Consider the following 22222-nt stretch of genomic DNA (forward strand, 5'->3'; position numbering starts at 1 on the left):
CATGCGCCGCCTCGATCTGGAATTCCAGCCAGCCCCCGGCAGCCCGATCGCCTGGTCGCTGTTGACCCTGGGATGCGCCGTACTCGCAGCGATGCTGCTGATCGAGCAGCACTTGCAGGACGAACAGGCGGACCTTCAGGCCCGGGTCCATCTGCTCGAGCAGCAGCTGGGGCGCCGCCCGGTCAGCGCCGCCCCCCTGAGCAGCGCCGCCAGCCGCGAGCAGGCCGAACAACTGGCGCAGATGCGCAGCGTCTCGCAGCAACTGCAACGGCCCTGGCAGCAACTGTTCGCCATGCTCGAGGGCATGCCCCAGGAAGACGTGGCACTGCTGAGCCTGACTCCCGATGCGCGCAAAGGCCAAGTCCGTATCGCTGCCGAAGCCCGCAACCTGGAAGCCATGCTCCAGTACCACCAGCGCCTGGAGCGCAGCGAGGAGCTGCGCGATGTCTCGCTGCTCAACCATGAGGTGGTGACCGGCCAGCCCGAGCATCCGGTGCGCTTCAACCTGACCGCGACCTGGGAGACCGGCCATGCGCGTCCCTAGTCTGATTCTCCATGAGCGCCTTGCACGCCTGGGCCGTGTCGGGTGCGCCGCAGTCGCCGTCGGCACCCTGGCGCTGTTGGTCGGGGTCACCTGGGTGCTGCCGCAATGGCAGGCCGTGCGGGAACTGCGGGCCAGCGAGGCGGACGCGGCGGTGCAGGTGCAACGGGTCAAGCGCGGCGAGCTCAAGGTGGCGCTTCAGCCTGAGCAGCAGGCGCTGGACAGTCTGCGTCAGCAACTGCCTGGACAACCCCAGGCCAGTGAGCTGATCGAGCGCCTGTATCACCTGGCCAGCGCCGAGCGCATCAGCCTGGCGCGTGGCGAGTACGCCCTGGGCGTCGACCCGAAAACCCAGCTGGCGCGCTACCAGATCGTGCTGCCAGTGCGCGGCAGCTATCCGCAGATCCGCGGTTTTCTCCAGGCGCTGCTCGGCCAGGTACCGACCTTGGTGCTCGAGGACCTGGAGCTGCAGCGCAAACGCATCGGTGAGCGCGAGCTCAACGGTCGTCTGCGCATGACCCTTTACCTGTCGAGGTCGTGATGAACACTCAACGCGCGGTGATGTGGGTCGGCTTTCTCGGGCTTTCAGGCGCTCTGGCCTGGGCGCCAGGGCACTGGTTCGGCGAGCAAGACGGTGTCGAGCCCTTCGCGGGTAAGCCTGCGCCCACGACAACCAGCGCCCGCACAGCACCTGTGGCAGCGGATTTGCCCGCGAAAGGAAAAGCAAAGGCCTCGACAGACCTGTTCCCGGCCCAGCAATGGACCGCGCCAAAAACCATGGCCACCGTCACCGAGCAACCCGTTGCCCCGGCGCCGGTGGTGGAGGCCGCACCCACCGCCCCGGTGTTGCCTTTCCAGTTCGTAGGCCGCCTGGGGGATCGCGACGACCTGCAGGTGTTCCTGCAGAACGGCGAGAAACTCTATGTCGTGCGCCAGGGCGATGTCATCGAACACACCTACCGCCTCGACCGGATCTCGGCCACCGAGCTGGACCTGGTCTACCTGCCTTTGCACCAGTCACAGACATTGTCTGTCGGGAGCGCACCATGAAGCCTTCGAAGTTGTGCAAGCCTGCTCCGTTCATGATGCTGGCTTTGTGCGTGGCCCTGGCGGGCTGCGGCTCCAGCGGTACGCGCAAGGACAGCGCCGAGCTGATGAAGGAGGGCCAGTACGAGGCGGGCATCGCCATGCTGGAAGACGCGCTGCGTGAAGACCCGCGCGATACCGAGCTGAACATCGCTCTGGCCCATGGTCGCCAGCAGGCTGTCGAAGCGCTGCTGACCCAGTCCGACGCCGACCGCATCCGCCATGACTTCGCCAGTGCACGCATGGGCTATGGCCGGGTCCTGACCATCGAGCCGAACAACCGTCGCGCCCAGGAAGGCATTCGCCAACTGGAGCTGGTGCGCAACCTCGACGAACGTGTGGCCATGGGCCAGGCCGCGCTGCGCCAGGGCGATCTGTTCGGTGCCGAACGCTACATGCGCGATGTGCTGCGCCTGGATCCGCAGAACCAGAAGGGCATTGCGCTGCGCAGCGACATCGAAAACGTTCAGGCGCGCACCGCGCAGCCGTTCCCGCAGTTGCGCAGCAAGCTGGAGCGGCCGGTGACCCTGGAGTTCCGCGACGCCAATCTCAAGACCATCTTCGAGGTGCTGTCCCAGGTCGCCGGGATCAACTTCATCTTCGACAAAGACCTGCGCCCGGACATGAAAACCACCATCTTCGTGCGCGATGTGCGCATCGAAGACGCCGTGGCCCTGCTGCTGGAGCAGAACCAACTGCACCAGAAGATCGTCAACGACAACACCTTGCTGATCTACCCCGATTCCCCGCAGAAGACCAAGGACTACCAGGAACTGGTCATGCGCACCTTCTATCTGACCAGCATCGACGCCAACACCGCGTTGAACATGGTCAAGACCATGCTCAAGACCCGTGATGTGTTCGTCGATGAACGCCTGAACACCCTGACCATGCGCGATACACCCGATGCCATCCGCATGGCCGAGAAGCTCTTGCAGTCCCAGGACCAGTCCAACCCGGAGGTGGTGCTGGAGGTGGAAGTGATGGAGGTGGCCCGGTCACGCATCCTCGACCTGGGCCTGCAATGGCCCAGTACCTTCGGTGTGCTCAACGACGAGGGCAACCCGGTCAGCGTGCTCGACCAGCTGCGCGGCATCGACTCCAGCCGCATCAGCATCGCCCCGGCGCCCCAGGCCAAGATCAACGCCGCCGACAAGGACATCAACACCTTGGCCAGCCCGGTGATCCGCGTCAGCAACCGTGAGCAGGCGCGCATCCACATCGGCCAGCGGGTGCCGATCATCAGCGCCACTTCGGTGCCGTCGACCCAAGGCCCGGTGATCACTGAAAGTGTCACCTACCTGGATGTAGGTCTGAAACTCGAAGTGCAGCCCACCGTGCACCTGAACAACGAAGTGGCGATCAAGGTGGCCCTGGAAGTGAGCAACGCCACCCCGCTGGAGCCGACTCGCCAGGGCACCATCCCGGTCCAGGTCGATACCCGCAACGCCCAGACCAGCCTGCGTTTGCATGATGGCGAGACTCAGGTACTGGCGGGCCTGGTACGCAACGACCTGACCTCCAGTGGTAACAAGATCCCCGGCCTGGGTGACATCCCCGGCCTGGGGCGGCTGTTCGGCAGCAACCGCGACGACAAGAGCAAATCCGAGCTGGTGCTGGCGATCACCCCGCGCATCGTGCGCAACCTGCCGTACCAGAGTCCGTCGGACATGGAGTTCGCCACGGGTACCGAGTCGAGCCTGCAGGTCCGTCAGCAGATGATGGCCCCTGTCGTGCAGCCTGAGGCCGAGCCGACCCAGGGCACGGTCGCCACCGTCCCGGCCGCGATCACCACCCCAGTGGGCCCACGGCCATGAAACGCCAGCAGCGGGGGTTCAGCCTCATCGAAGTGGTGGTGACCCTGGCACTGCTCGGGTTGCTCGCCAGCATGGCCGCGCCCTTGACCGAAACCGTGGTGCGCCGGGGCAAGGAGCAACAGCTGCGCGAAGCGCTGTATCAGATTCGCGACGCCATCGACGCCTACAAACGTGCCTTCGATGCCGGCTACATCGAGAAGCGCCTGGACAGCAGTGGCTACCCGCCGAGCCTGGAGGTGCTGGTCGAAGGGGTGCGCGACGTACGCAGTGCCAAAGGGGCGAAGTTCTACTTCCTGCGGCGCATCCCCCATGACCCGTTGGTGGCGGCCAAGCGTGAGGACGAAGGGGGCTGGGGGCTGCGTGCCTACGACAGCAGCGCCGACAATCCGCGTGATGGCAAGGACGTCTTCGATGTGTACTCCAAGGCCAGCGGCATTGGCCTGAACGGCATCCCTTACGGGCAATGGTGACGGTCATGAAACGCAACCGTGGCTTTACCCTCATCGAACTGCTGGTGGTCATGGCGATCATCGCCACCCTGATGACCATCGCCTTGCCGCGCTATTTCAACAGCCTGGAGGCCTCCCGCGAGGCCACGCTGCGCCAGAGCCTGGCCGTGCTGCGCGAGGCCCTGGACCATTACTACGGCGACACCGGCCATTACCCCGAGTCCTTGGAGCAACTGGTGGAGCAGCGCTACCTGCGCAACACCCCGGTGGACCCGATCACCGAGCGCAGCGATGCCTGGCAACTGGTGCCGCCGCCGGAGGGCGTGACGGGCGGGGTGGCCGATATCAAAAGCGGTGCAACCGGGAGGGCGCGTGATGGCAGCCTCTATGCCGAATGGTAAGGCCTGCGCGGGCTTCACCTACCTGGGCGTGCTGTTTCTGATCGCGGTCAGCAGCATGGCCCTGGCCGCCACCGGCACCCTGTGGGCCACGGCCGCCCAGCGCGAACACGAGCGCCAGCTGCTGTGGATCGGTGGCCAGTACGCCCAGGCGCTGCGCAGCTACTACCGTGCATCGCCTGGCCTGGCCCAGTACCCGCAGGCGCTGGAAGAGCTGCTGGAGGACAACCGGTTCCCATCGCCCCAGCGGCACATCCGCCGCTTGTACCCCGACCCGATCACCAACGGCGAAGATTGGGGCCTGCTGCGTTCGGAGGACGGGCGGATCACCGGTATTCACAGCCGTTCGGATGCCACGCCACTCAAACGCAGCGGGTTCGATGCCCAGTGGTCCGGTTTCGAGGGGCTCGAGCACTACAGCGACTGGCAATTCGTCGCCGAGCAGCCGTTCGCCGAGGGTAGCGGCGCAGCCCGTACCCACAGCGGCCCAGGAGATACGCCATGAAGCCGCTCGCTGCCCTGTGCTGCCTGTGCCTGCTGCTTGCCTTGCCTGGCACCCCGGCCCGTGCTGACGCCGAGGACGAGATGAAGGGGTTCATCGTCGACAACACCATCTCGCACATCGGCCATGACTTCTACAACGACTTCACCGACCGCCTGCGCGCCACGAGCCGCCTGGATTTCAACCTGGTGGTGCGCGAACGCCCCGACGCCCGTTGGGGCAGCCTGGTGACGGTGGAGTACGAACGCGAGGTGTTGTACCGGCGCTTCCTGCCGCCCAATACCACGCAACTCAAAGACGAGGCCGTCGCGGCGGCGGACCTGGTCAAGCAGCAGATCATCCAGCGCAAGCTGCAACGGCTGCTGCAGGACACCACTGATCTGGAGAGGGACGAGCTATGAGCAACCACATTTCCCGGTGCGTCGCCGTCTGCCTGCTGGCCGGCGCCTTTGCCGGTCACACCCAGGCCACGGAGCTTGTGTACACCCCGGTCAATCCGGCGTTCGGCGGCAACCCGCTCAACGGCACCTGGCTTTTGAACAACGCCCAGGCGCAGAACGACCATGACGACCCAGACCTCAAGGACCGCGCCTCGGCCTTCGCCGGCACCTCGGCCTTGGAGCGCTTCAGCAACCAGCTCGAGTCGCGGTTGTTGTCCCAGTTGCTGGACAACATCAACGACGGCAAGACCGGCAGCCTCTCTACGGATTCGTTCCTGATCGATGTGATCGACGACTCCGGGGCCCTCAGCATCAAGGTCACCGACCGTGCGACAGGGGAAGTCTCGATCATCGAGGTCAGCGGCCTGAACCCCTGAGAGGGACGGGCCAATAGGGGAGAACGACCATGAAACGCTTGCTGAGCACACTGCTGATCCTCGCCACCTTGCAAGGCTGCGGCCTGCGCGAGCCGATGCCCGCCGAACAGGATACGGAGACCCCGACCCTGACCCCGCGCGCCTCGACCTACTACGACTTGATCAACATGCCACGGCCCAAGGGCAGGCTGATGGCAGTGGTGTACGGCTTCCGTGACCAGACCGGGCAGTACAAGCCGACCCCGGCAAGCTCCTTCTCCACCAGCGTCACCCAAGGCGCGGCGAGCATGTTGATGGACGCCTTGAGCGCCAGCGGCTGGTTCGTGGTCCTGGAGCGCGAGGGCCTGCAGAACCTGTTGACCGAGCGCAAGATCATCCGCGCTTCGCAAAAGAAACCCGACGCGCCCTTGAACATCCAGGGCGAGTTGCCGCCACTGCAGGCGGCCAACCTGATGCTCGAAGGCGGCATCATCGCCTACGACACCAACGTGCGCAGTGGCGGGGAGGGTGCTCGGTATCTGGGCATCGACCTATCCCGTGAGTACCGCGTCGATCAGGTGACCGTGAACCTGCGGGCGGTGGATGTGCGCAGTGGCCAGGTGCTGGCCAATGTGATGACCAGCAAGACCATCTATTCGGTCGGTCGCAGCGCCGGGGTGTTCAAGTTCATCGAGTTCAAGAAACTGCTCGAAGCCGAGGTGGGCTATACCACCAACGAACCGGCCCAGCTGTGCGTGCTGTCGGCGATCGAGGCGGCTGTGGGACACCTCCTGGCCCAGGGCATCGAGCGCCGGTTGTGGCAGGTGGCGGATGCAGGGGAGGGCAACGGGCAGGTGGACAAATTCCTGAGCCAGAACCAGCAGCAGTGATTGGCCTAACTGCCACTTCGCGGGAGAACCCGCTCCCACAGGTACAGCGTCGCCTCCCGATGCGGTGCGATCCTGGTGGGCGCGGGTTCATCCGCGAACAGGTCAGAGCGCTTTCTATCGTCAACGCGCCTTGCGCAGTGTCAGGTTGATCCGCCGCTCACCCATTCTCGGGTGCACGCCAGGCTTGATCGGCATCACCCCGTGATAGCGCAGTCGATCCTCGCCTCCCCATACCAGCACATCGCCGTGGCTCAAGGGTATCCGTTGAGTCCGGTCCGAGCGCTGCAGTCCACCGAAGAGAAACACCGCTGGTAATCCCAAGGACAGCGACACGATCGGCTGGCCGAAATCGCGCTCGTCACGGTCCTGGTGCAAGGTCAAGCGAGTGCCGGGGACGTAGTGGTTGATCAGGCAGGCGTCCGGGACGAAGCCATCGAAACCGGCAGCGCAGGCGGCGCGATCGGCAAGATCGAGCAGAACCTGGGGCATGGCCGGCCAGGGCAGGCCGGTCTTGGGGTCGGTGGGGCTGTAACGGTAGCCTTGCTCGTCGCTGACCCAACCCTGGGCGCCGCAGTTGGTCAGTGCCACGGCCATGTGCAGGCCGCCCGGGGTGCGCATATGGCGAAAGGGCGCGGCGCGCAATACCGGGCGCAGGGCATCGAGTACAGCCTCGATTTCGGCCAGGGCGAAGCCTGGCAGCAGCACCGTGTGGCTGGCCAGGCGTTGCGGCTGCGGGCCGAACAGGTCGAGGTCGGATTGGATCATGGGGTTGGCGTCGGTTGGGTCTGCACGCATTGTAATGCCGGCGGCCTGTCCGTGGGCCAGTCGAAGCGACGAACCGCTCAGCCTGCGCGGTGTGAGCGCTGCCCCCTTTGCGGGTGTATCCGGGAAGGAGCAGCGGCGACTTCAAGCCAAGCGCTGTGACAGGGGAGAGGGTTTACCGCCAAGGAAGGGGGAGTAAAAAGGAACCGCGGCGCCAGGGAGAGGGAACACCGCGGTCCAAGGGGGGACCCGCTACTGCTGGGTGACGATGGCAGTGTTGGTGCTGCCGTACTGGGTAATGGCGGCGTTCTGGTTCATGTTGCTCTGGGTGACGGTCGCCAGGTTGCCGGTGCCGCCCTGGGTGACATAGGCGACGTTGGCGACGTCGGTCTGGGTGATGTTGGCGGTGTTGCCACTGCCATACAGTTGGTAGGTGTAGCTTTGGTTGCCCTGGCCGGACTGGTCGAGGTTGATGACGTTGCCGTTACCGGCGCTCAAGCCCTCGGCGTAGTTGCCGCCGTCGCGTTGCGCGGCGATGAGCAGGTTGTCGCTGCCATTTTGCTCGAAGTACAGCTCGTTGTTGCCATCGACCTGGTTGGTCTCCATGGTGTTGCGGTTGCCGTTCTGCTCGAGCTTGGCCACCTGGTTCATGCCTTCCTGGTTGAAGTTGACGCTGTTGCCGTTGCCGTTCTGCTTGACCTGGGCTGTCTGGCTGCTGCCGAACTGGCCGCCGAACTTCTCGCCCTTCCAGTTGCTGGCCAGGACCTTGTTACCGTTGCCGGTGGTGTCGATGGTCAGGCTGTGGTTGTCGCCGGTCTGGTAGGTGAAGTGCAGGTTGTCCTTGCCGTTCTGGGTGATGTCGACCACCGAGTGGGTGGACTCGAACTGGTCCGACCAACTGGCGTTACGCTGGCCGCTCTGGGACAGATGGGCGGAGTTGGCCTCGCCGAAGCTCTGGTCGATGTAGCCCTCGTTGAGCTGGCCTTGTTGATAGACACTGGCCTGGCTGGCGACCTGGGTGTCCTGCCATACCTCTACAGAGTGGCCGCTACCGACCTGCTGGATGTCGATGGTGCCGCCCAGGCCGTTGCGCTGGTCGCCATAGGCCCAGCTGGCCTGGCCCTTCTGCCCGATGCGGATGTCGCCGTTGTCATGGAGGATGTGCTCGGCGGCGGCGGTGTTGCCGGTGCCTTCCTGCATGATCTGGGCGCGGTTGTTGGTGCCGCCGATCAATTGTTCGACCACGGCATCGTTGGCACTGCCTTGCTGCAGCGTGGTGGCCTGGGCTCCAGTCTGGAACTCCTGGAACACCCTGGACATGTTGCCGGTGCCCTGCTGGACCTGCAGCACCTGGTTGTCCTGGCCCAGCGACTGGCTGGAGAAGTTGTCGTTCAGGCTGCCGCCGGAGCGCTGGAGGGTCTTGCTGCCGTTCTCCAGGATCTGGTCGGCGTAGCCGGCGTTGAAGGAGCCGGTAGCGCTCTGGCTGATATCGCTGGTGCTGGTGTCCTGCACGGCCAGGTGGTTGTGGCCCTGGCCGTTCTGGTCCTGGGTGGCCGAGGCGTAGGGGGCGGCGGTCTGCTGGACTTCGGCGATGTTCGCCTTGCCCTGCTGGCTCTGGGTCGAAAGGCTGTCATCGGCCATGACCTGGCCGGCGATCGCCAGGACAACGGCGGCGCTTAAGGGAGCGAGCTTGAACATGGTGGTGCCTCCAGGTCTAACGGTATTGAGTGATCTGAACATGTTGGCCATTGCCAGCCTGGGTCACGGCGCTGGTGAGCCCCGTGCCGCTTTGCTGGATGCTGGCGGTGTTGTAGTTGCCGAACTGCTCGATCGAGGCGCTGTTGTTGCTACCGCTCTGGCGGATGGCAGCGTTGTTGCCCTGGCCCTGTTGCACGATCGAGGCCATCAGGTCGCTGCCTTCCTGCAGGATGTACGCCTCCTGCGCCCCCCCGGCCTGGACGATTCGGCCCAGCAGGGCCTGACCGTTCTGATTGAGGGCGGCGCGGTTGCCCGAACCTTGCTGCTCGATGACCGCCATCTGGCCGGCACCTGCGGGGATCAGGCGCACGATCACCGGTTCTCCCAGGTCGTTGCCCAGCGCAAGGTCGGCATTGTCCATCAGGTCGTCGGCCCAGCCGCTCTGGAGGGCCTGGCCCGCCAGGGCCAGGCAGAGCAGCAGTGGATTCAGGCGTTTCATGGCAGCCTCCCGGGCTTACTGCAGCCTGACCGGCACGGTGCGAACAGTGCCTTGGCTGGTACGGATGGTCGCTGACGGCGTGGCGGTCGGTACCAGGGTGGTGCTGTTGCTCACGATCACCCGCCAGCGTCCGGTCAGTGGTACTGCAGTGCTGCCCAGGGTCACCAGACCGTTACGGGTGGTCACCTGCACCGTGACGGTGTTGCCGGTGGTCACCGAGGACGTACCGCTGATGTCCCAGTTGTAACGGTTGTTGGAGCGTGCGGTGACCGTCGCCGCGGTGACCGTGAGGGTCTCGGTCGGCGGCTTGGGCGAGACCTGCACGGTGACGGTGCCATTGCCGGACAGCGCGCCGATCGAGTCCCGTACCACATAGGTGAACGTGGTGGTGAAAGGCGCGGTGACGGTGGCCGGTGGCGTGTAGGTGACCGTGGTGCCGTTGTGGCTGACCGTGCCGCGACCGACGGGTGGCTGAGTGACACTGGCCACGGCCAGCGGCAGGTTGCCTTCAGGGTCGGTGTCGTTGGCCAGCACGTTGATGGTCAGCGGTACACCCAGGGTCGCGACACTGTCGGCGACAGCGGTCGGTGCGCGGTTGGGCACGACGTTGACGGTCACCGTGGCAGGCTCGGACTTCAGCCCTTTGGCGTCCTGGGCGCGGTAGCTGAAGATCGCCGGGAAGGCCGTGGTGGCACCGACAGGCGGGGTATAGGTCACCGACGTGGTGCCGTTGAGAACCACCGAGCCCAGGCCGGTACCCGGTTGGGTGAGATCGGTGATGGTCAACGGCATGTCGCCGTCGGGGTCCGTGTCGTTGGTCAGCAAGTTGAGGGTCAGCGGTACGCCGACACTGGTCCCACCGACATCGGCCTGAGCCAGCGGCGGCTGGTTCTCGGCGACGACCGGTGCGTTGCCCACCACCGTTACCGGTTCGACGTCACTGCCGCCGCGGGCGGACTTGACCGTGACGGTGGCAGGTGGCTGGGTCAGGTCGGTGACGGTCAAGGTCTGCAACGTGCCGGACTTGGACAGGCGACCATAGCCCTGGGCTACCAGGTCCGGTATCAGCACTTCGTCACTGGAGCTGGCCTCGATCACCAGGCGTTTGCTGGCCCAGTCGAAATGCGCGGTGCGAATCTTCACCACGTCGCTGAGCTTGCTGGACAACGCTGTTGGCCGAGTGCCACCTGTGGTGCTGCTGGCGGTGACCACCAACACAGGTGGCGGTGCGGCTTGGTTCAACTGCTGGCTGAAGAACAGCCCGTTGTTGTCGGACAACAAGGTGAACTCGCAGGGCGAGCCCGGGGTGCCGACCAGGGCCAGGCCATAGCGCATGCACAGGCTGGCATCGCTCGGTGCCTTGGCGAACACCTCGACGCGGGTGCCGTTGCCGTTACGTTGATAGGTGGCACGCTCCAGGTTCACGGGTGTCTGCGCGCGCGGGTCGAGGACCTTGCCCGAGAGCGTGAACACGTCGGTCTGGATGTGTCCGGCCGGGCCGTCGATGGCCACGAAGTTGGTATTGAACGGGCTGCCGGTCACTGCCTCGGTGATATTGGGGTCGCCGATGAAGGTATCGGTGGCGCCGGTGTCCGGGTTGAGCTCGGTATAGAAGCCCGTGGCGCTGCGCAGGAACGGCCCGATGTCGCCTTTGAGTGCACCGCTGAAGTCACCTGGAGCGCCGATGCCGATGTCACGGGTGATGTTGATCGCGCGCCGGCCGGGGGTGTTGACCACCACGGTTTCGACACCATAGGGGTGGGTGATGCGGTAGGTGCCAGCGGTCGGCACCGAGGCGCGGATACGAATGCGGGCGAAACTCTGCTGGTCGCCGTCCACCGGGTTCTCGGAGGCGAACGCCGCTTCGATGCCGGCGACGTACACCTCCAGTTCATAGCCGCTGTTGCCCACGGCAGGAATCGACGTTTCGGCCAGGAACCAGAACATCTCAGGCGGCCAGTTATCCGGGAATACCAGCGGCAGTGTGTCGTCATACACGCCCGGCTCTGGCAGCAAGGTGCACATGTACGCAGGTGCTCCGGGTGCGCCGGGTGCCCGTGAGCTGGTGGCGCGCGACTGGCACAGCTCCAGCGACAGTTCGCTGGCGTCCTTGTACCACATCGGATAACCGCCGGTGGCCAGGGTGTAGGGGCCTGGATCGACCTCGGTGAGCGCAGCCGATACCGCGCCGCTGAGAGAGAGGGAGAGCCCGGCGGCGTAAAGCGCCCGGCGCGGCCAAGTGTTCATGCTGCCTCCTTGAAGGCGAAGCCTTTGTCTGTTCATGGCACCAGCACCACGTCTTCGCTGTCGCTACCGCCGTTGTCGCTGGTGACGTGCACCTTCGCGGGCGGAATCGGCGAAAGCCCTGTGCTCAACGTCTTCACCGCACCGTCGCCGGAGAGGCTGCCGATCAGCGCGCCATTGCCGGTGCGCGCGACCATGGGCGGTGGGGAGGTCTCGTCGCTGCTGCTGGCGACCAGGGTCAGCTGACCGCTGGACAAGCTGTATTCGGCGCGGGTGATGGTCACCAGGTCGGTCAGCGGCAGATTGGCGGTGGTGGCGGTGCTGGTGGGAATGGCCAGGCTGTTGTCGGCGCTGAGGGTCAGGGTGGCCGGCAGCGTCGGGTCGAGCGTGGACTGGCCGTACCAGGTGCCGGTCTTGTTGGCTTCGGTCAGCGGCAGGTTGGGGGACTGGCTGGTCAGGCTGACCGTGGCCGGTGGCGGCGGCGCCAAGGCGAACACATCCTGCTGGGCGCGCAGGTCCCCATTTTCGGTGTGCCGTGAGTAGGTGCTGCGTTGAGGCAGCAACGGGGTCGGCAGGTTGACCGTGGACAGTTTGCCGGACACGGCGAACAGCTCGGTACGCAGGTCGATGCCGTTAGGGCCCTCGATGCGTACGAAGTTGGTATTGAACGGGCTGCCGGTCACGGCTTCGTTCAGGTTGGGGTCGCCGATGAACTGCTCGCTGGCCCCGGTGCTGGGATTGGTTTCGGTGTACGGGCCGTTGACACTGCGCAGGAACGGGCCGATGTCACCTTTGAGCGCACCGATGAAGTTGCCTGGCGAGCCGATGCCGATGTCGCGGGTCATGTTGATGGCCCGACGGCCCGGGGTGGCCACGTCGAACACCTCGACGCCGTAGGGGTGGGTGATGATGTAGGTCCCCGCAGTGGGGACATCGACGCGGATGCGCACCCGGGCGAAGCTGACTTGGTCGCCTTCGAGAGGGTCGCCACCGCCGAACGCGGCCTCGATCGCCGAGACATAGCCCAGGTTGACTCCGCGGGCGGCATCATTGATGGCCGCGTCGGCGGTGAACCAGAACGCCTCGTCAGGGAAGTTGCTGGGGAAGACGATCGGCTGGGTATCGTCGAACACGCCCGGGGTCGGCAGCAACGTGCACATGTACGACGGCGCGCCTGGAGCACCTGGCACCCGTGAGCTGACCGCTTTGGTCAGGCACAGGTCCAATACCCGGCCATGGGTGTCCTGATACCACGCGGCGAAGCCGCCGTTCTCCGGTGTGTAGGTGCCCTGGTCGACTGCATTGAGCGCAGCCTGGGCCGGAAGCTGGAGCATGCTGGCGAAGATCGCCACTGCCAGCGGGTGGGGTGTCGGTCGGTGCATGAGTCAAACCCTCCTGCAAACGGGCCCATGGGTTGGGGCGTCTGCACAGGGATCGGCAACAGCCGTGCCAGTTTTTTGATATTGCGCTGCAGGCCTTGCAGGACTTGGCGTCTGGCACACTGCAGGTTGCTTTTTCGCCAGCCGGTGGTGGGCTGAGTCCCCCAGCATTGGGGAATTGGGGCGCGACTTGTGGGGCGTCGTCTTGGCGGTCAGGCCCGCTCCCTCAGGGGGCACGCCGACCGGTAGCGCGGATACACCTGCGAAAGGTCGCGCACCGGCAGTCAGTGCCTTTACGTAAACGTAAGCTTTATGCCAACCTCCACCTCAACCGGATGACGGCCCGGGGATTCTGACGCACACTGCAACAAGTCCCGGAGCCCTTCCCCTGTGGGGGCACAGCTGGAGTAAACGATGGCGCGACAATACCCAATAACAAACGCCTCTGACCCTTTGCAGGAATCCCGCCAGGCCCGGCTCAAGCTGGCCAACGAAGGCGAACTGCCCTCCGGGATGCTGCGCGAGGAGATCGATGCTTCCTGGCGCCGCAGCCTCGGCCATGGCCTGGACTGCCTGCAGGACGAACAGGTGGGCCTGGGCACCCAGCAGGGGCTCGACCTGCGCTCGCTGCTCGAACACAACCGCCTGCTGATCGACGCGGTCGCCCCGGAACTCGATTACCTGGTCAAGCGCCAGGGCAAAAGTGGCATCGTCATCCTCGGTGACGCCCAGGCCAACGTCCTGGCCATCGAGGGGCAGACCCACGTGCTTGGCCGTGAAGGCCTGCGTGATCTGCACCCGGGCAGTTGCTGGAGCGAGGCGCTGCGCGGCACCAATGCCATAGGCACGGCGGTGGTCGAAGGCCGACCGACCCTGATCAACTGCGGCGAACATTATCTGGACCGCCTGAGCCCGTTCTCGTGCACCTCGGTCCCCCTGCGTGACCCGCATGGCGAGGTGATCGGCGTGCTGGACATCACCCGCGAAGGGGTGATGACGCAACCCCAGGACAACCTCTCCACGCTGATGCTCGCCGCCGGCAACATCGAAAGCCGGCTGTTCGGCCTGTGCCACCGCGAGCATCTGGTGCTGGCATTGCACAGCCGTCCGCAATACCTCACCAGCGCCTGGCAGGGGCTGTTGGCACTGAGCCTGGACGGCGAAGTGCTGGCGGCCAACGACAACGCCTGCCAACTGTTGCAGGTCTCACGTCAGGCGCTGATCGGTCGGCGCAGCAGCGACCTGCTCGGCGAGCGCTCACCGGCGTTCATCGCCCGCTTGTGGCAGGGCGGTGTGAGCAGTGTGCAGACCGCCAAGGGCGAGTTCTTCTTCCGCGCCTTGCAACTGCCGCGTCACGGCAACCTCAGCGTCAACGTAGCGCCTGGCAGGGCGTCTGCCTCGAACCAATCCCCAGCCCTGCAAGCCCTGGCCGGTGGCGATGCGCGTCTGTCCCGAGGCCTGCGCATGGCGCGGCAGGGCCTGGTCAATGGCCTGCCCGTGCTGCTGCTGGGCGAGACAGGCACCGGCAAGGAAGTGGCCGCCCGTGCCTTGCACCAGGCCAGCCCGCGCGCGGACAAACCCTTCGTTGCCGTCAACTGCGCGGCGATTCCCGAAGGCCTGATCGAGTCTGAATTGTTCGGTTACCGGGAGGGCGCCTTCACCGGCTCGCGCCGGGGCGGCATGGTCGGACGCCTGATGCAGGCCCATGGCGGCACCTTGTTCCTCGACGAAATCGGCGACATGCCCCTGGCCTTGCAGGCCCGTCTGCTGCGGGTGTTGCAGGAACGCCGCGTGGCGCCCTTGGGGGCTGGCGAAGAGCAGGAGATCGACGTGGCATTGATTTGCGCCACCCACCGCGACCTCAAACGCCTGGTGGCCGAACAGCATTTTCGCGAGGACCTGTACTACCGGGTCAACGGCGTCTCCCTGCGCCTGCCGGCGCTGCGCGAGCGGGACGATCTGGCGAGCATCATCGAAGGCCTGCTGGACAAGTTCGGTGCCAAGGGCGTGACCCTCGACCCGCCCCTGGCCGAGCTGCTCGAGGGCTTCGACTGGCCGGGCAACATCCGCCAGCTGGAAATGGTGCTGCGCACCGCCCTGGCCATGCGCGAGGACGATGAGCAGGTGCTGAGCCTTGAGCACCTCACCGACTGCCTGCTGGACGAGCTGGCCAGCGGCGCGGCGCCCTCCGGCAGCCTGCGCGAAAACGAACTGGAACTGATCCGTGGGGCCTTGACCCGGCACCAAGGCAATGTCTCGGCCGCCGCCGAGGCCCTGGGCATCAGCCGCGCCACGCTGTACCGCAAGCTCAAGCAGCTGCGCAGCTGACATGGGCGGGCTGTTCGCACGGCTGGTGGAAACCAGTGACCCGCAACTGATGCGCCAGGCTCTGGCCTGGTTGTACAGCTTCGTGCGCCCGCACCGGCGGGCCATCGCCATGCTCCTGGGCTTGTCGCTATGCGCCTCGCTGTTGGCCCTGGCCCAGCCTTGGCTGGTCAAGACCCTGATCGACGAGGGCCTGTTGGCACGCGATTACACGACCCTCTGGCACATGGCTGCGGTGATGATCCTGGCCGGCGTGTTCGGCACGCTGCTGGCGGGCATCAACCGCTACCTGCACACGCGCTTGTCGGGGCGCATCCTGTTTGCCCTGCGCGATGACCTCTATCGGCATTTGCAGCAGCTCTCGCCGACGTTCTACGGGCGTCGACGTACCGGCGACATCCTCTCCCGGCTCGACGGCGATGTCGCCGAGATCCAGCGCTTTGCCGTGGACTCGCTGTTCTCGGCGGTGTCCAGCGTGATCGGCTTGCTCGGCGCGTTGGCACTGATGCTGATGCTCTCCTGGCAATTGTCGCTGTTGCTGGCGCTGTTGATTCCCATCGAAGTGCTGTGGCTGCGCTGGATGCGGCGCAAGGTCGAGCGCGAGGTGCGCAGCCTGCGCGAGCGTTCGACGGATGTGTCGTCGTTTCTGGTCGAAACCTTGCCGGCCATGAAGTTCATCCAGGCGGCGGGGCAGCAGGCCCGCGAGGCCAGGCGCCTGGAGCAGCTCGGTCAGGGCTACATGGGCCAGTTGCTCAAAGTCCAGGTCACCGAGTTCTTCACCCAGGCGGTGCCCGGGACGCTGACCTCCCTGTGCCGCGCCTGTGCGTTTCTGGTCGGTGGTTGGTGGGTGATCCAGGGCACCTGGCAGTTGGGCGCCCTGATCGCCTTTTCCACCTACCTGGGGATGGCAGTAGGGCCGGTACAGAGCCTGCTGGGCCTTTATGTGGCGGTGCAGCGTATGGCGGTGAGCCTGGGCAGGGTGATGGAGCTCAAGCAGGAACCGCTGGCGGTGCATGAGGCCCAGACGCCCAGGCCCATGCCCGATGGTCCGGGCGAGCTGCGTCTGGAGCAGGTGGCTTTCGCCCACGAAGGACGCCAGGGCGCGGTGCTGCAGGACGTGAACCTGTGCATACCGGGCGGGCTGAAGGTTGCCATCAGCGGCGCCTCGGGCGTTGGCAAATCGACCCTGATCGACCTGCTGCAACGCTTTTACGACCCCGATGCCGGGCGCATCCTGCTGGACGGCACGGACCTGCGCGAGCTGGACCTGCAGGCGCTGCGCCGACGTATCGCCGTGGTCAGCCAGGACATCGTGCTGTTTCGTGGCACCTTGGCGCAGAACCTGGCCTACAGCACGCCCGAGGCCAGCCTGGCCGATCTTGAGCGCGTGGTGCGTCTGACCCAGCTCCAGAGCCTGGTGCAAAGCTTGCCGCTGGGCCTGGATGGCCTGCTCGGCGAGCGTGGCCAACAGTTGTCCGGCGGGCAGAAGCAACGCATCGCCATTGCCCGCGCGCTGCTACAGGACCCTGCGATCCTGGTGCTCGACGAGGCCACCTCGGCGGTGGACGAAGCCACCGAACGTGAAGTCATCGCGGCCATCGACCAGCTGTTCGCCGGCCGCACTCGCATCCTCATCAGCCACCGTGCCTCGACCCTTGCCGATGCCGACCTGCACCTGCAGGTGCAGGATGGCCAACTCAAGGTCAGGCCCCGGGAGGTTGCCGGCCATGGCCACTGAACTGCGCATCGGCGTGATCGACAGCGGCTGCTCGCCTGAGCAGGCCGCGACGTTGGTGGCGGCTCGGCGCTTTCGGCTCGAAGAAGGTGTGCTGTGCGAAGGGGAGCCGGTGCCCGACCACCTGGGACATGGCAGTGCGGTGTTGGCCCGCCTGCAATCGGAGGCCGGCCAGTTGCCGGCGCTGATGGCCCAGGTCTTCGATCGACAGTGGAGCACCAGCGCCCTGCAGGTCGCCGGGGCATTGCTCTGGCTGGTGGAAGAGGGCGCGACCCTGGTCAACCTGAGCCTCGGCCTGCATCAGGACCGACCTGTGCTGCGCCAGGCCTGCGCAGAGGCACAGGCCGCTGGCGTGCTGCTGTGCGCCTCAAGCCCCGCCCGGGGTGGGCCGGTGTATCCGGCCAGCTATCCTGGCGTGCTGCGTATCACCGGCGATGCCCGTTGTGCGCCAGGGCAGTGGTCCTGGCTGGGCAGCGGCCAGGCCGACCTCGGCGGGTATGTCGGCGGGCAGGGCATGGCCGGTGCGAGCCTGGCCTGCGCGGCCTTGAGCGGGCAGATAGCGCGTCTGCTGGCGCAACACCCGGACATGGATCATCCGCAGTTGCTGGCGCACCTGCGCGACGCGGCCGCCTTCACCGGCCCTGAGCGCAGAGGTGCCTACAATGGCTGACCCGCGCATCCTGGTATTGGGCGCAGGCCCTGCGGGCGCGGCTACGGCCCTGGGCCTGCGGCGCCTCGGCTACGCCGTCACGGTCGTCTCGGACTGGCGCCGTTTCGCCGCGGTCGAGGGGATCTCCGAGCGGGTGCTGGAGGGGCTGCGCCATGCCGGTCTGGGCAGGGCGCTGGGCGAGGCGGTGAGCCTGGCGAAGCGCCAAGTGCTCTGGAATGGCGAGCATCTGCGACTGAATCAGGAATACTTGCTCGACCGCCCAGCGTTCGACCGTGCCTTGCGTGGCGATCTGCTGCGGGCAGGCGTGACCGTGATCGAAGGCCGGGTGCGCGAGCTCCTGCACGAGGACGGGCACCAGGTACGGCTGGAAGATGGCCAGGTTTTGCGGGTCGATTTTCTGGTGGAAGCCCGTGGCCGCCAGGCACCGCTGGCGGCTGACCGATCACGCGGTCCGGAAACCGTCAGCCTGCTCAACCGTTGGCAGGGTGCGCCCGGGGAACCGGCATCGGCGGTGCAGAGCCTGGACGACGGCTGGGCCTGGATGGCACGCCTGGCTGATGGGCAGTGCTACTGGCAGATCACGCTCGATGCCGGTGCGGCAAGCCTGCCGGGCAAGGCCGCGCTGCCGGCGTACTGTGCCGCGCGGCGTCGGCAGTCGACGCTGGTGGCACAGCTATTCGACGAGCAGGCGTTGCTGCCTTGCCAGGTGCATGCCCGTAGCAGCACAGCGATCCTGGCAGGCGAGTGTGTGGGCAATGATTGGATCCGGGTGGGCGATGCGGCCATGGCCGTGGACCCGCTGTCGGGCAATGGCATCTTCCAGTCGCTATCGTCAGCGCTGCAGGCACCGGTGGTGATCAATACCTTGTTGCGCCGGCCCGAGCGCGCGGTCTTGGCGCGGCAGTTCCACCAAGCGCGGGTCGAGCAACTGTTCCTGCGCTTTGCCCGCATCGGACGGGACTTCTACGCCCAGGAGCAGGGCCGTGCCGAGCACACGTTCTGGGCCCGGCGCCGCGCGTGGCCAGACGCTCAGCCGATGCACGCCGAGGCGCACTGGCAGGCTGTGCAGGTGGCGCGTCGACCGGTGCTGCGCGACGGCCTGGTGGAGGAGGCCGAGGTGGTCGTGACTCGGGACCAGCCATTGGGGATCTGGCATCTGCATGGGGTCGAACTGGCACCGGTGGTGCGAGCCGTGCAGGCGGGCGAGGCGTTGCAGTCGGTACTGGCCGGGATGGCTGTGGAGCAGCAGGGGATGGTGCGCCGGTGGTTAGCCGAGCAGGGGTATCGGTGAGAGCGTTGAGGCCCATCGCAGGCGAAGCTGCGATGGGCCGCTCAGCAACTGCGCGTTGCTAGAAGAAGGTCCCGACCAACAGTTGCAGGTAGGTTCCGGTATCCCGCCCACCCAACTGAACGCCGCCGTCACTGGCGCTGCGCTCAGGTTTGTAGAACCCCACCAGAGGGCTGATCAAGACGTGGTCATTGACCATCCATTCCACATACAGGTCCAGTTCACGCCCGCCCAGATTGCCTTGGTCGGTTTCGAGGGTATCGAAGTCGAAATACAGTGCGCCCAGGGTCAGGTTGTCCCTTGGCTTTGCCTTGAGCCCCACGTGATGCACCTGGGTGTTGCTGTTGAATGGCCCGGCATAGTTGGCCGCTACCTCGCCCTGGAACCAGGTGCCATAGCCACGGCTGGCGCCATAGAACAGCGGGTCGAAGTCTTCGGAGAAGCGGCTGTAGCGGTAGGTGGCCGTCGGCGACCAGGGCACGTCGGAGAAGGTCCAGTTACCTTCCAGGTACCAGGCGTCCTCGCGCCCGCCGGTACGGTCCTGGGTGACGTATTCCGCTGCCAGTTCCAGGTCTTTCACTCCTAGGCTGCCGCGCCCGCGCAGGCTGTAGGTATCCATACCGTCGCGGTGCTCCAGGCCCATGATCTGGGCATAGCGCCGGTCGACGTCCAGCCCTCGGATCCAGCTCACGCCAAGGGTACCTGCGTCGGCGACATGCTCCAGATTGGTCACGGCCAGGGAGGTGTCCGCCTGGTAGTGGTTGTCGGATTTGAGCCACATCAGATCGCCTCGCCAGCCCTGGCTGCCACCCAGGCGCAGCACGGCGGTACGGTCGAAGGCCTTGCGTGCGGCCAGGTAATACGCGCCACCTCGGTCGAAGTTGGCGCCCAGATCGACGTTGCCGAGATTGACCGGGTCGCCCTGGATCAGGAAACCATCGCCCAACGTCACCACCTGGCGTCCGCCGGAAACATCGATGCCATCTTCGCCCAATGCCGGGAACAGGGTACCCGAGCGCCAGCCCAGGTAAGCGTCCTCGACGGCGGTGCGGCGCTCATCGCCCAAGGACAATCCGGCAGCATCGCCATCGCCCCAGGTCGCGGAACTGAGCAGGCTGAAGGCGCCATACAGCGTGCCGGTGCCGGCCAGCGCCTGGCTACCGCTAAGCCCATACTTGACGTAGCCCTCGCGCCAGTCACTGCTGCCCGGTCGGCGGTTGCCGGCCAGGTTGAAGCTCTCGTCACTGTGGAACGCGCCGAACAGGGCCTCGAGCTCAGCGTTCAGGACGGTGCCCTCCTGGTTGTAGAGTTCGTGGGCCTGGGTCAGAGGGGCGGCGGCCAGCAGGGCCAACGTGCAGGCGAGTGTGTGCCTCATGGTGTGCTCCATGTTTGTTTTTGTTGTGTGTGTTGCCTGCTCCGGCCTGTTCGCGGGGGTTCACACAAACCCCGGGGGAGCGGGTCTACCCGCGAACGGACCGCAACGGCGTGCGCGTCAAAGCTTGATCAGCACCGACTTGAGCTCGGTGTAGTGCTCGATGGCATTGGCCCCCATCTCGCGACCGACCCCAGAGAGCTTGTAGCCGCCGAAGGGCAGGGATGGGTCCAGGGCGCTGTGGCAGTTGACCCACACCGAGCCGGACTTGATACGCGGAATCATCCGGTGCACCGCGCCCAGGTCGTTGGACCAGATGCTCGCACCCAGCCCGTAGGGGTTGTCGTTGGCCAGGCGCACCACTTCGTCGATGTCGTCGAAGGGCATGGCCACCAGCACGGGCCCGAAGATCTCCTCCTGCACCAGGCGATGGCGTTGGTCGACATCGACGATCACCGTTGGCTTGACGAAGTAGCCTGGCCCGAAGCCCTCGCCGCCGCAGGCAATGGTGGCGCCCAGCTCACGGCCGAGCTCGATGTAGCCGGTAACCCGATCCTGTTGCTTGGCCGAAATCAGCGGACCCATCTGCACCGACGGGTCCAGGCCATTGCCCAGCTTCATGCCATTGGCAATGCCGGCGATGTCGGCGACCACATTGTCGAAATGCTTGCAGTGCACATACAGACGCGAGCCGGCGCAGCACACCTGGCCCTGGTTGAAGAAGATCGCCGTGGCGGCGCCGGCGGCGGCCTCCTGCAGGTTGGCGTCGGGCATGACGATGGTCGGCGATTTGCCGCCCAGCTCCAGGGTGACCCGGGTCATGTTGTCCATGGCCGCCTTGCCGATCTGTTTGCCGACTTCGGTGGAGCCGGTAAAGGTCAGTTTGTCCACCCCAGGATGGCTGCTGAGGGCGGCGCCAGCGTTAAGGCCGGTGCCGGTGACCACGTTGAAGACCCCGGCCGGATAGCCGGCTTCATCCACCAGCTCGGCAAGCTTGAGCGCGGTCAGCGGGGTTTCGTCGGCGGGCTTGAGCACCAAGGTGCAACCGGTCGCCAAGGCCGGGCCGAGTTTCCAGCAGGCCAGCAGCAGCGGGAAGTTCCAGGCCACGATGGCGCCGACCACGCCCACCGCCTCGCGACGGATGAACCCATGGAACTGCTCGTTCGGCATCAAAGGCAGGGACGGCTCGACCGTGCTGCCTTCGATCTTGGTCGCCCAACCGGCCATGTAGCGCAGAAAATCGATGGCCAGCTGCACGTCCATCACCTGGGCCACGGCAGCGCTCTTGCCGTTGTTCAGGCACTCGAGCTCGGCCAGTACTTGGGCGTCGCGCTCCATCAAATCGGCCAGGCGCCACAGCAGGTTCTGCCGCTCCCGTGGGCGCAGGCGGCTCCAGGGCGAGTCGTCGAAAGCCTGGCGCGCGGCTTTGACTGCGCGGTCCACATCCTGCGGGTCGGCCGAGGGCACTTCCCCCAGTACCTCGCCAGTGGCCGGGTTGCGAAAACTCATGGTCCGTCCGCTGGCGGCGTCCTGCCAATCGGCGCCGATGCGCATTTTCAGCTTGCGCTCGAGAAACGCACGGGTGGCAGGGAGGAGGGGCAGTTGGCAATGCATGGTTCGGTGCCTCTTGTCATGGGAGTGTGGAGGCACCTGCGCAATGGCCGTGCCAAGGCCGGGCGGGTGCGGCAATGGCCTTGAACGACAGGGGTTTGGTGCTGGGTGGAGGTCGACTGCCAAGGGCTATGCTGTTGCACATTGAGACGGGATGAGA

General features: G+C 65.8%; 21 protein-coding genes. 14 read left to right on the top strand and 7 right to left on the bottom strand.

Features of this window, described 5'->3' with window-relative positions:
- The first annotated feature begins 1 nt into the window (after position 1).
- Genes DQ397_RS11725 through DQ397_RS11770 form a run of 10 tightly spaced genes read left to right on the top strand, consistent with a single transcriptional unit; the run spans position 2 to position 6479 of the window.
- A complete protein-coding gene (locus DQ397_RS11725; protein ID WP_043215025.1) occupies positions 2-544 on the top strand; it encodes a pilus assembly protein in 543 nt (180 codons plus the stop codon).
- Positions 531-1082 (top strand): type 4a pilus biogenesis protein PilO, encoded by a 552-nt coding sequence (pilO, locus tag DQ397_RS11730; RefSeq protein ID WP_090342622.1) that lies wholly within the window; start codon positions 531-533, stop codon positions 1080-1082. Before DQ397_RS11725 ends, pilO begins: the two co-directional genes overlap by 14 nt.
- Positions 1082-1591, top strand: coding sequence for a hypothetical protein (locus DQ397_RS11735; RefSeq protein ID WP_043215023.1), 510 nt, complete (start codon positions 1082-1084; stop codon positions 1589-1591). Before pilO ends, DQ397_RS11735 begins: the two co-directional genes overlap by 1 nt.
- Entirely contained in the window at positions 1588-3444 is a 1857-nt protein-coding gene (locus DQ397_RS11740; protein ID WP_148921551.1) for a secretin N-terminal domain-containing protein, read from the top strand. The genes DQ397_RS11735 and DQ397_RS11740 overlap by 4 nt, the downstream gene beginning before the upstream one ends.
- The gene (locus DQ397_RS11745) at positions 3441-3914 is read left to right on the top strand and encodes a type II secretion system protein (protein WP_070575883.1); all 474 of its coding nucleotides are present in this window, start codon (positions 3441-3443) and stop codon (positions 3912-3914) included. Before DQ397_RS11740 ends, DQ397_RS11745 begins: the two co-directional genes overlap by 4 nt.
- Positions 3915-3919: 5 nt before the next feature.
- Positions 3920-4294 (top strand): type II secretion system protein, encoded by a 375-nt coding sequence (locus DQ397_RS11750; protein ID WP_043214435.1) that lies wholly within the window; start codon positions 3920-3922, stop codon positions 4292-4294.
- Positions 4269-4796 carry a type II secretion system protein gene (locus DQ397_RS11755; RefSeq protein WP_043214439.1) on the top strand — a complete coding sequence of 176 codons (528 nt, stop codon included), beginning with the start codon at positions 4269-4271 and terminating at the stop codon, positions 4794-4796. The genes DQ397_RS11750 and DQ397_RS11755 overlap by 26 nt, the downstream gene beginning before the upstream one ends.
- Positions 4793-5194 carry a curli production assembly/transport protein CsgE gene (gene csgE, locus DQ397_RS11760; RefSeq protein WP_043214441.1) on the top strand — a complete coding sequence of 134 codons (402 nt, stop codon included), beginning with the start codon at positions 4793-4795 and terminating at the stop codon, positions 5192-5194. The genes DQ397_RS11755 and csgE overlap by 4 nt, the downstream gene beginning before the upstream one ends.
- Positions 5191-5610 (top strand): curli assembly protein CsgF, encoded by a 420-nt coding sequence (locus DQ397_RS11765; protein WP_043214444.1) that lies wholly within the window; start codon positions 5191-5193, stop codon positions 5608-5610. Before csgE ends, DQ397_RS11765 begins: the two co-directional genes overlap by 4 nt.
- A 29-nt stretch (positions 5611-5639) precedes the next feature.
- Positions 5640-6479, top strand: coding sequence for a CsgG/HfaB family protein (locus tag DQ397_RS11770; protein WP_043214446.1), 840 nt, complete (start codon positions 5640-5642; stop codon positions 6477-6479).
- 120 nt (positions 6480-6599) lie between these two features.
- Here DQ397_RS11770 and alkB read toward each other — a convergent pair whose 3' ends face one another.
- The 5 genes from alkB to DQ397_RS11795 all read right to left on the bottom strand — a co-directional run bounded on the left by alkB (position 6600) and on the right by DQ397_RS11795 (position 13064).
- Positions 6600-7244 (bottom strand): DNA oxidative demethylase AlkB, encoded by a 645-nt coding sequence (gene alkB, locus DQ397_RS11775; protein WP_043214478.1) that lies wholly within the window; start codon positions 7242-7244, stop codon positions 6600-6602.
- Positions 7245-7493: 249 nt separating this feature from the next.
- Positions 7494-8939: a curlin gene (locus DQ397_RS11780; RefSeq protein ID WP_043214448.1), complete on the bottom strand. Its 1446-nt coding sequence runs from the start codon at positions 8937-8939 to the stop codon at positions 7494-7496.
- Between the two features lie 16 nt (positions 8940-8955).
- On the bottom strand, positions 8956-9438 hold the full coding sequence (locus DQ397_RS11785) for a curlin (protein ID WP_043214449.1): 483 nt from the start codon (positions 9436-9438) through the stop codon (positions 8956-8958).
- A gap of 15 nt (positions 9439-9453) precedes the next feature.
- Entirely contained in the window at positions 9454-11685 is a 2232-nt protein-coding gene (locus DQ397_RS11790; protein ID WP_102081715.1) for an Ig-like domain-containing protein, read from the bottom strand.
- A 32-nt stretch (positions 11686-11717) separates the two neighbouring features.
- Positions 11718-13064, bottom strand: a complete 1347-nt coding sequence (locus DQ397_RS11795) for a hypothetical protein (protein WP_043214452.1) — start codon at positions 13062-13064, stop codon at positions 11718-11720.
- Positions 13065-13475: 411 nt separating this feature from the next.
- On the opposite strand from DQ397_RS11795, the gene DQ397_RS11800 reads away from it, so the two are divergent.
- From DQ397_RS11800 to DQ397_RS11815, 4 genes are read left to right on the top strand one after another with little or no spacing between them, the layout of a single operon-like run.
- Positions 13476-15389 carry a sigma-54-dependent Fis family transcriptional regulator gene (locus tag DQ397_RS11800; RefSeq protein ID WP_102081713.1) on the top strand — a complete coding sequence of 638 codons (1914 nt, stop codon included), beginning with the start codon at positions 13476-13478 and terminating at the stop codon, positions 15387-15389.
- Between the two features lies 1 nt (position 15390).
- Positions 15391-17124 carry an ABC transporter ATP-binding protein gene (locus DQ397_RS11805; protein ID WP_043214456.1) on the top strand — a complete coding sequence of 578 codons (1734 nt, stop codon included), beginning with the start codon at positions 15391-15393 and terminating at the stop codon, positions 17122-17124.
- Positions 17114-17791, top strand: a complete 678-nt coding sequence (locus tag DQ397_RS11810) for a S8 family serine peptidase (RefSeq protein WP_043214459.1) — start codon at positions 17114-17116, stop codon at positions 17789-17791. Before DQ397_RS11805 ends, DQ397_RS11810 begins: the two co-directional genes overlap by 11 nt.
- Positions 17784-19082 (top strand): NAD(P)/FAD-dependent oxidoreductase, encoded by a 1299-nt coding sequence (locus tag DQ397_RS11815; RefSeq protein ID WP_043214462.1) that lies wholly within the window; start codon positions 17784-17786, stop codon positions 19080-19082. The genes DQ397_RS11810 and DQ397_RS11815 overlap by 8 nt, the downstream gene beginning before the upstream one ends.
- Positions 19083-19140: 58 nt before the next feature.
- On the opposite strand, the gene DQ397_RS11820 is transcribed toward DQ397_RS11815, so the two are convergent.
- Positions 19141-20454, bottom strand: a complete 1314-nt coding sequence (locus DQ397_RS11820) for a hypothetical protein (RefSeq protein ID WP_043214463.1) — start codon at positions 20452-20454, stop codon at positions 19141-19143.
- Between the two features lie 117 nt (positions 20455-20571).
- On the bottom strand, positions 20572-22065 hold the full coding sequence (locus tag DQ397_RS11825) for an aldehyde dehydrogenase (RefSeq protein WP_043214466.1): 1494 nt from the start codon (positions 22063-22065) through the stop codon (positions 20572-20574).
- Positions 22066-22222: the final 157 nt, after the last annotated feature.

This window comes from Pseudomonas sp. CK-NBRI-02 (assembly GCF_008124495.1).
Lineage (GTDB): Bacteria > Pseudomonadota > Gammaproteobacteria > Pseudomonadales > Pseudomonadaceae > Aquipseudomonas > Aquipseudomonas guariconensis.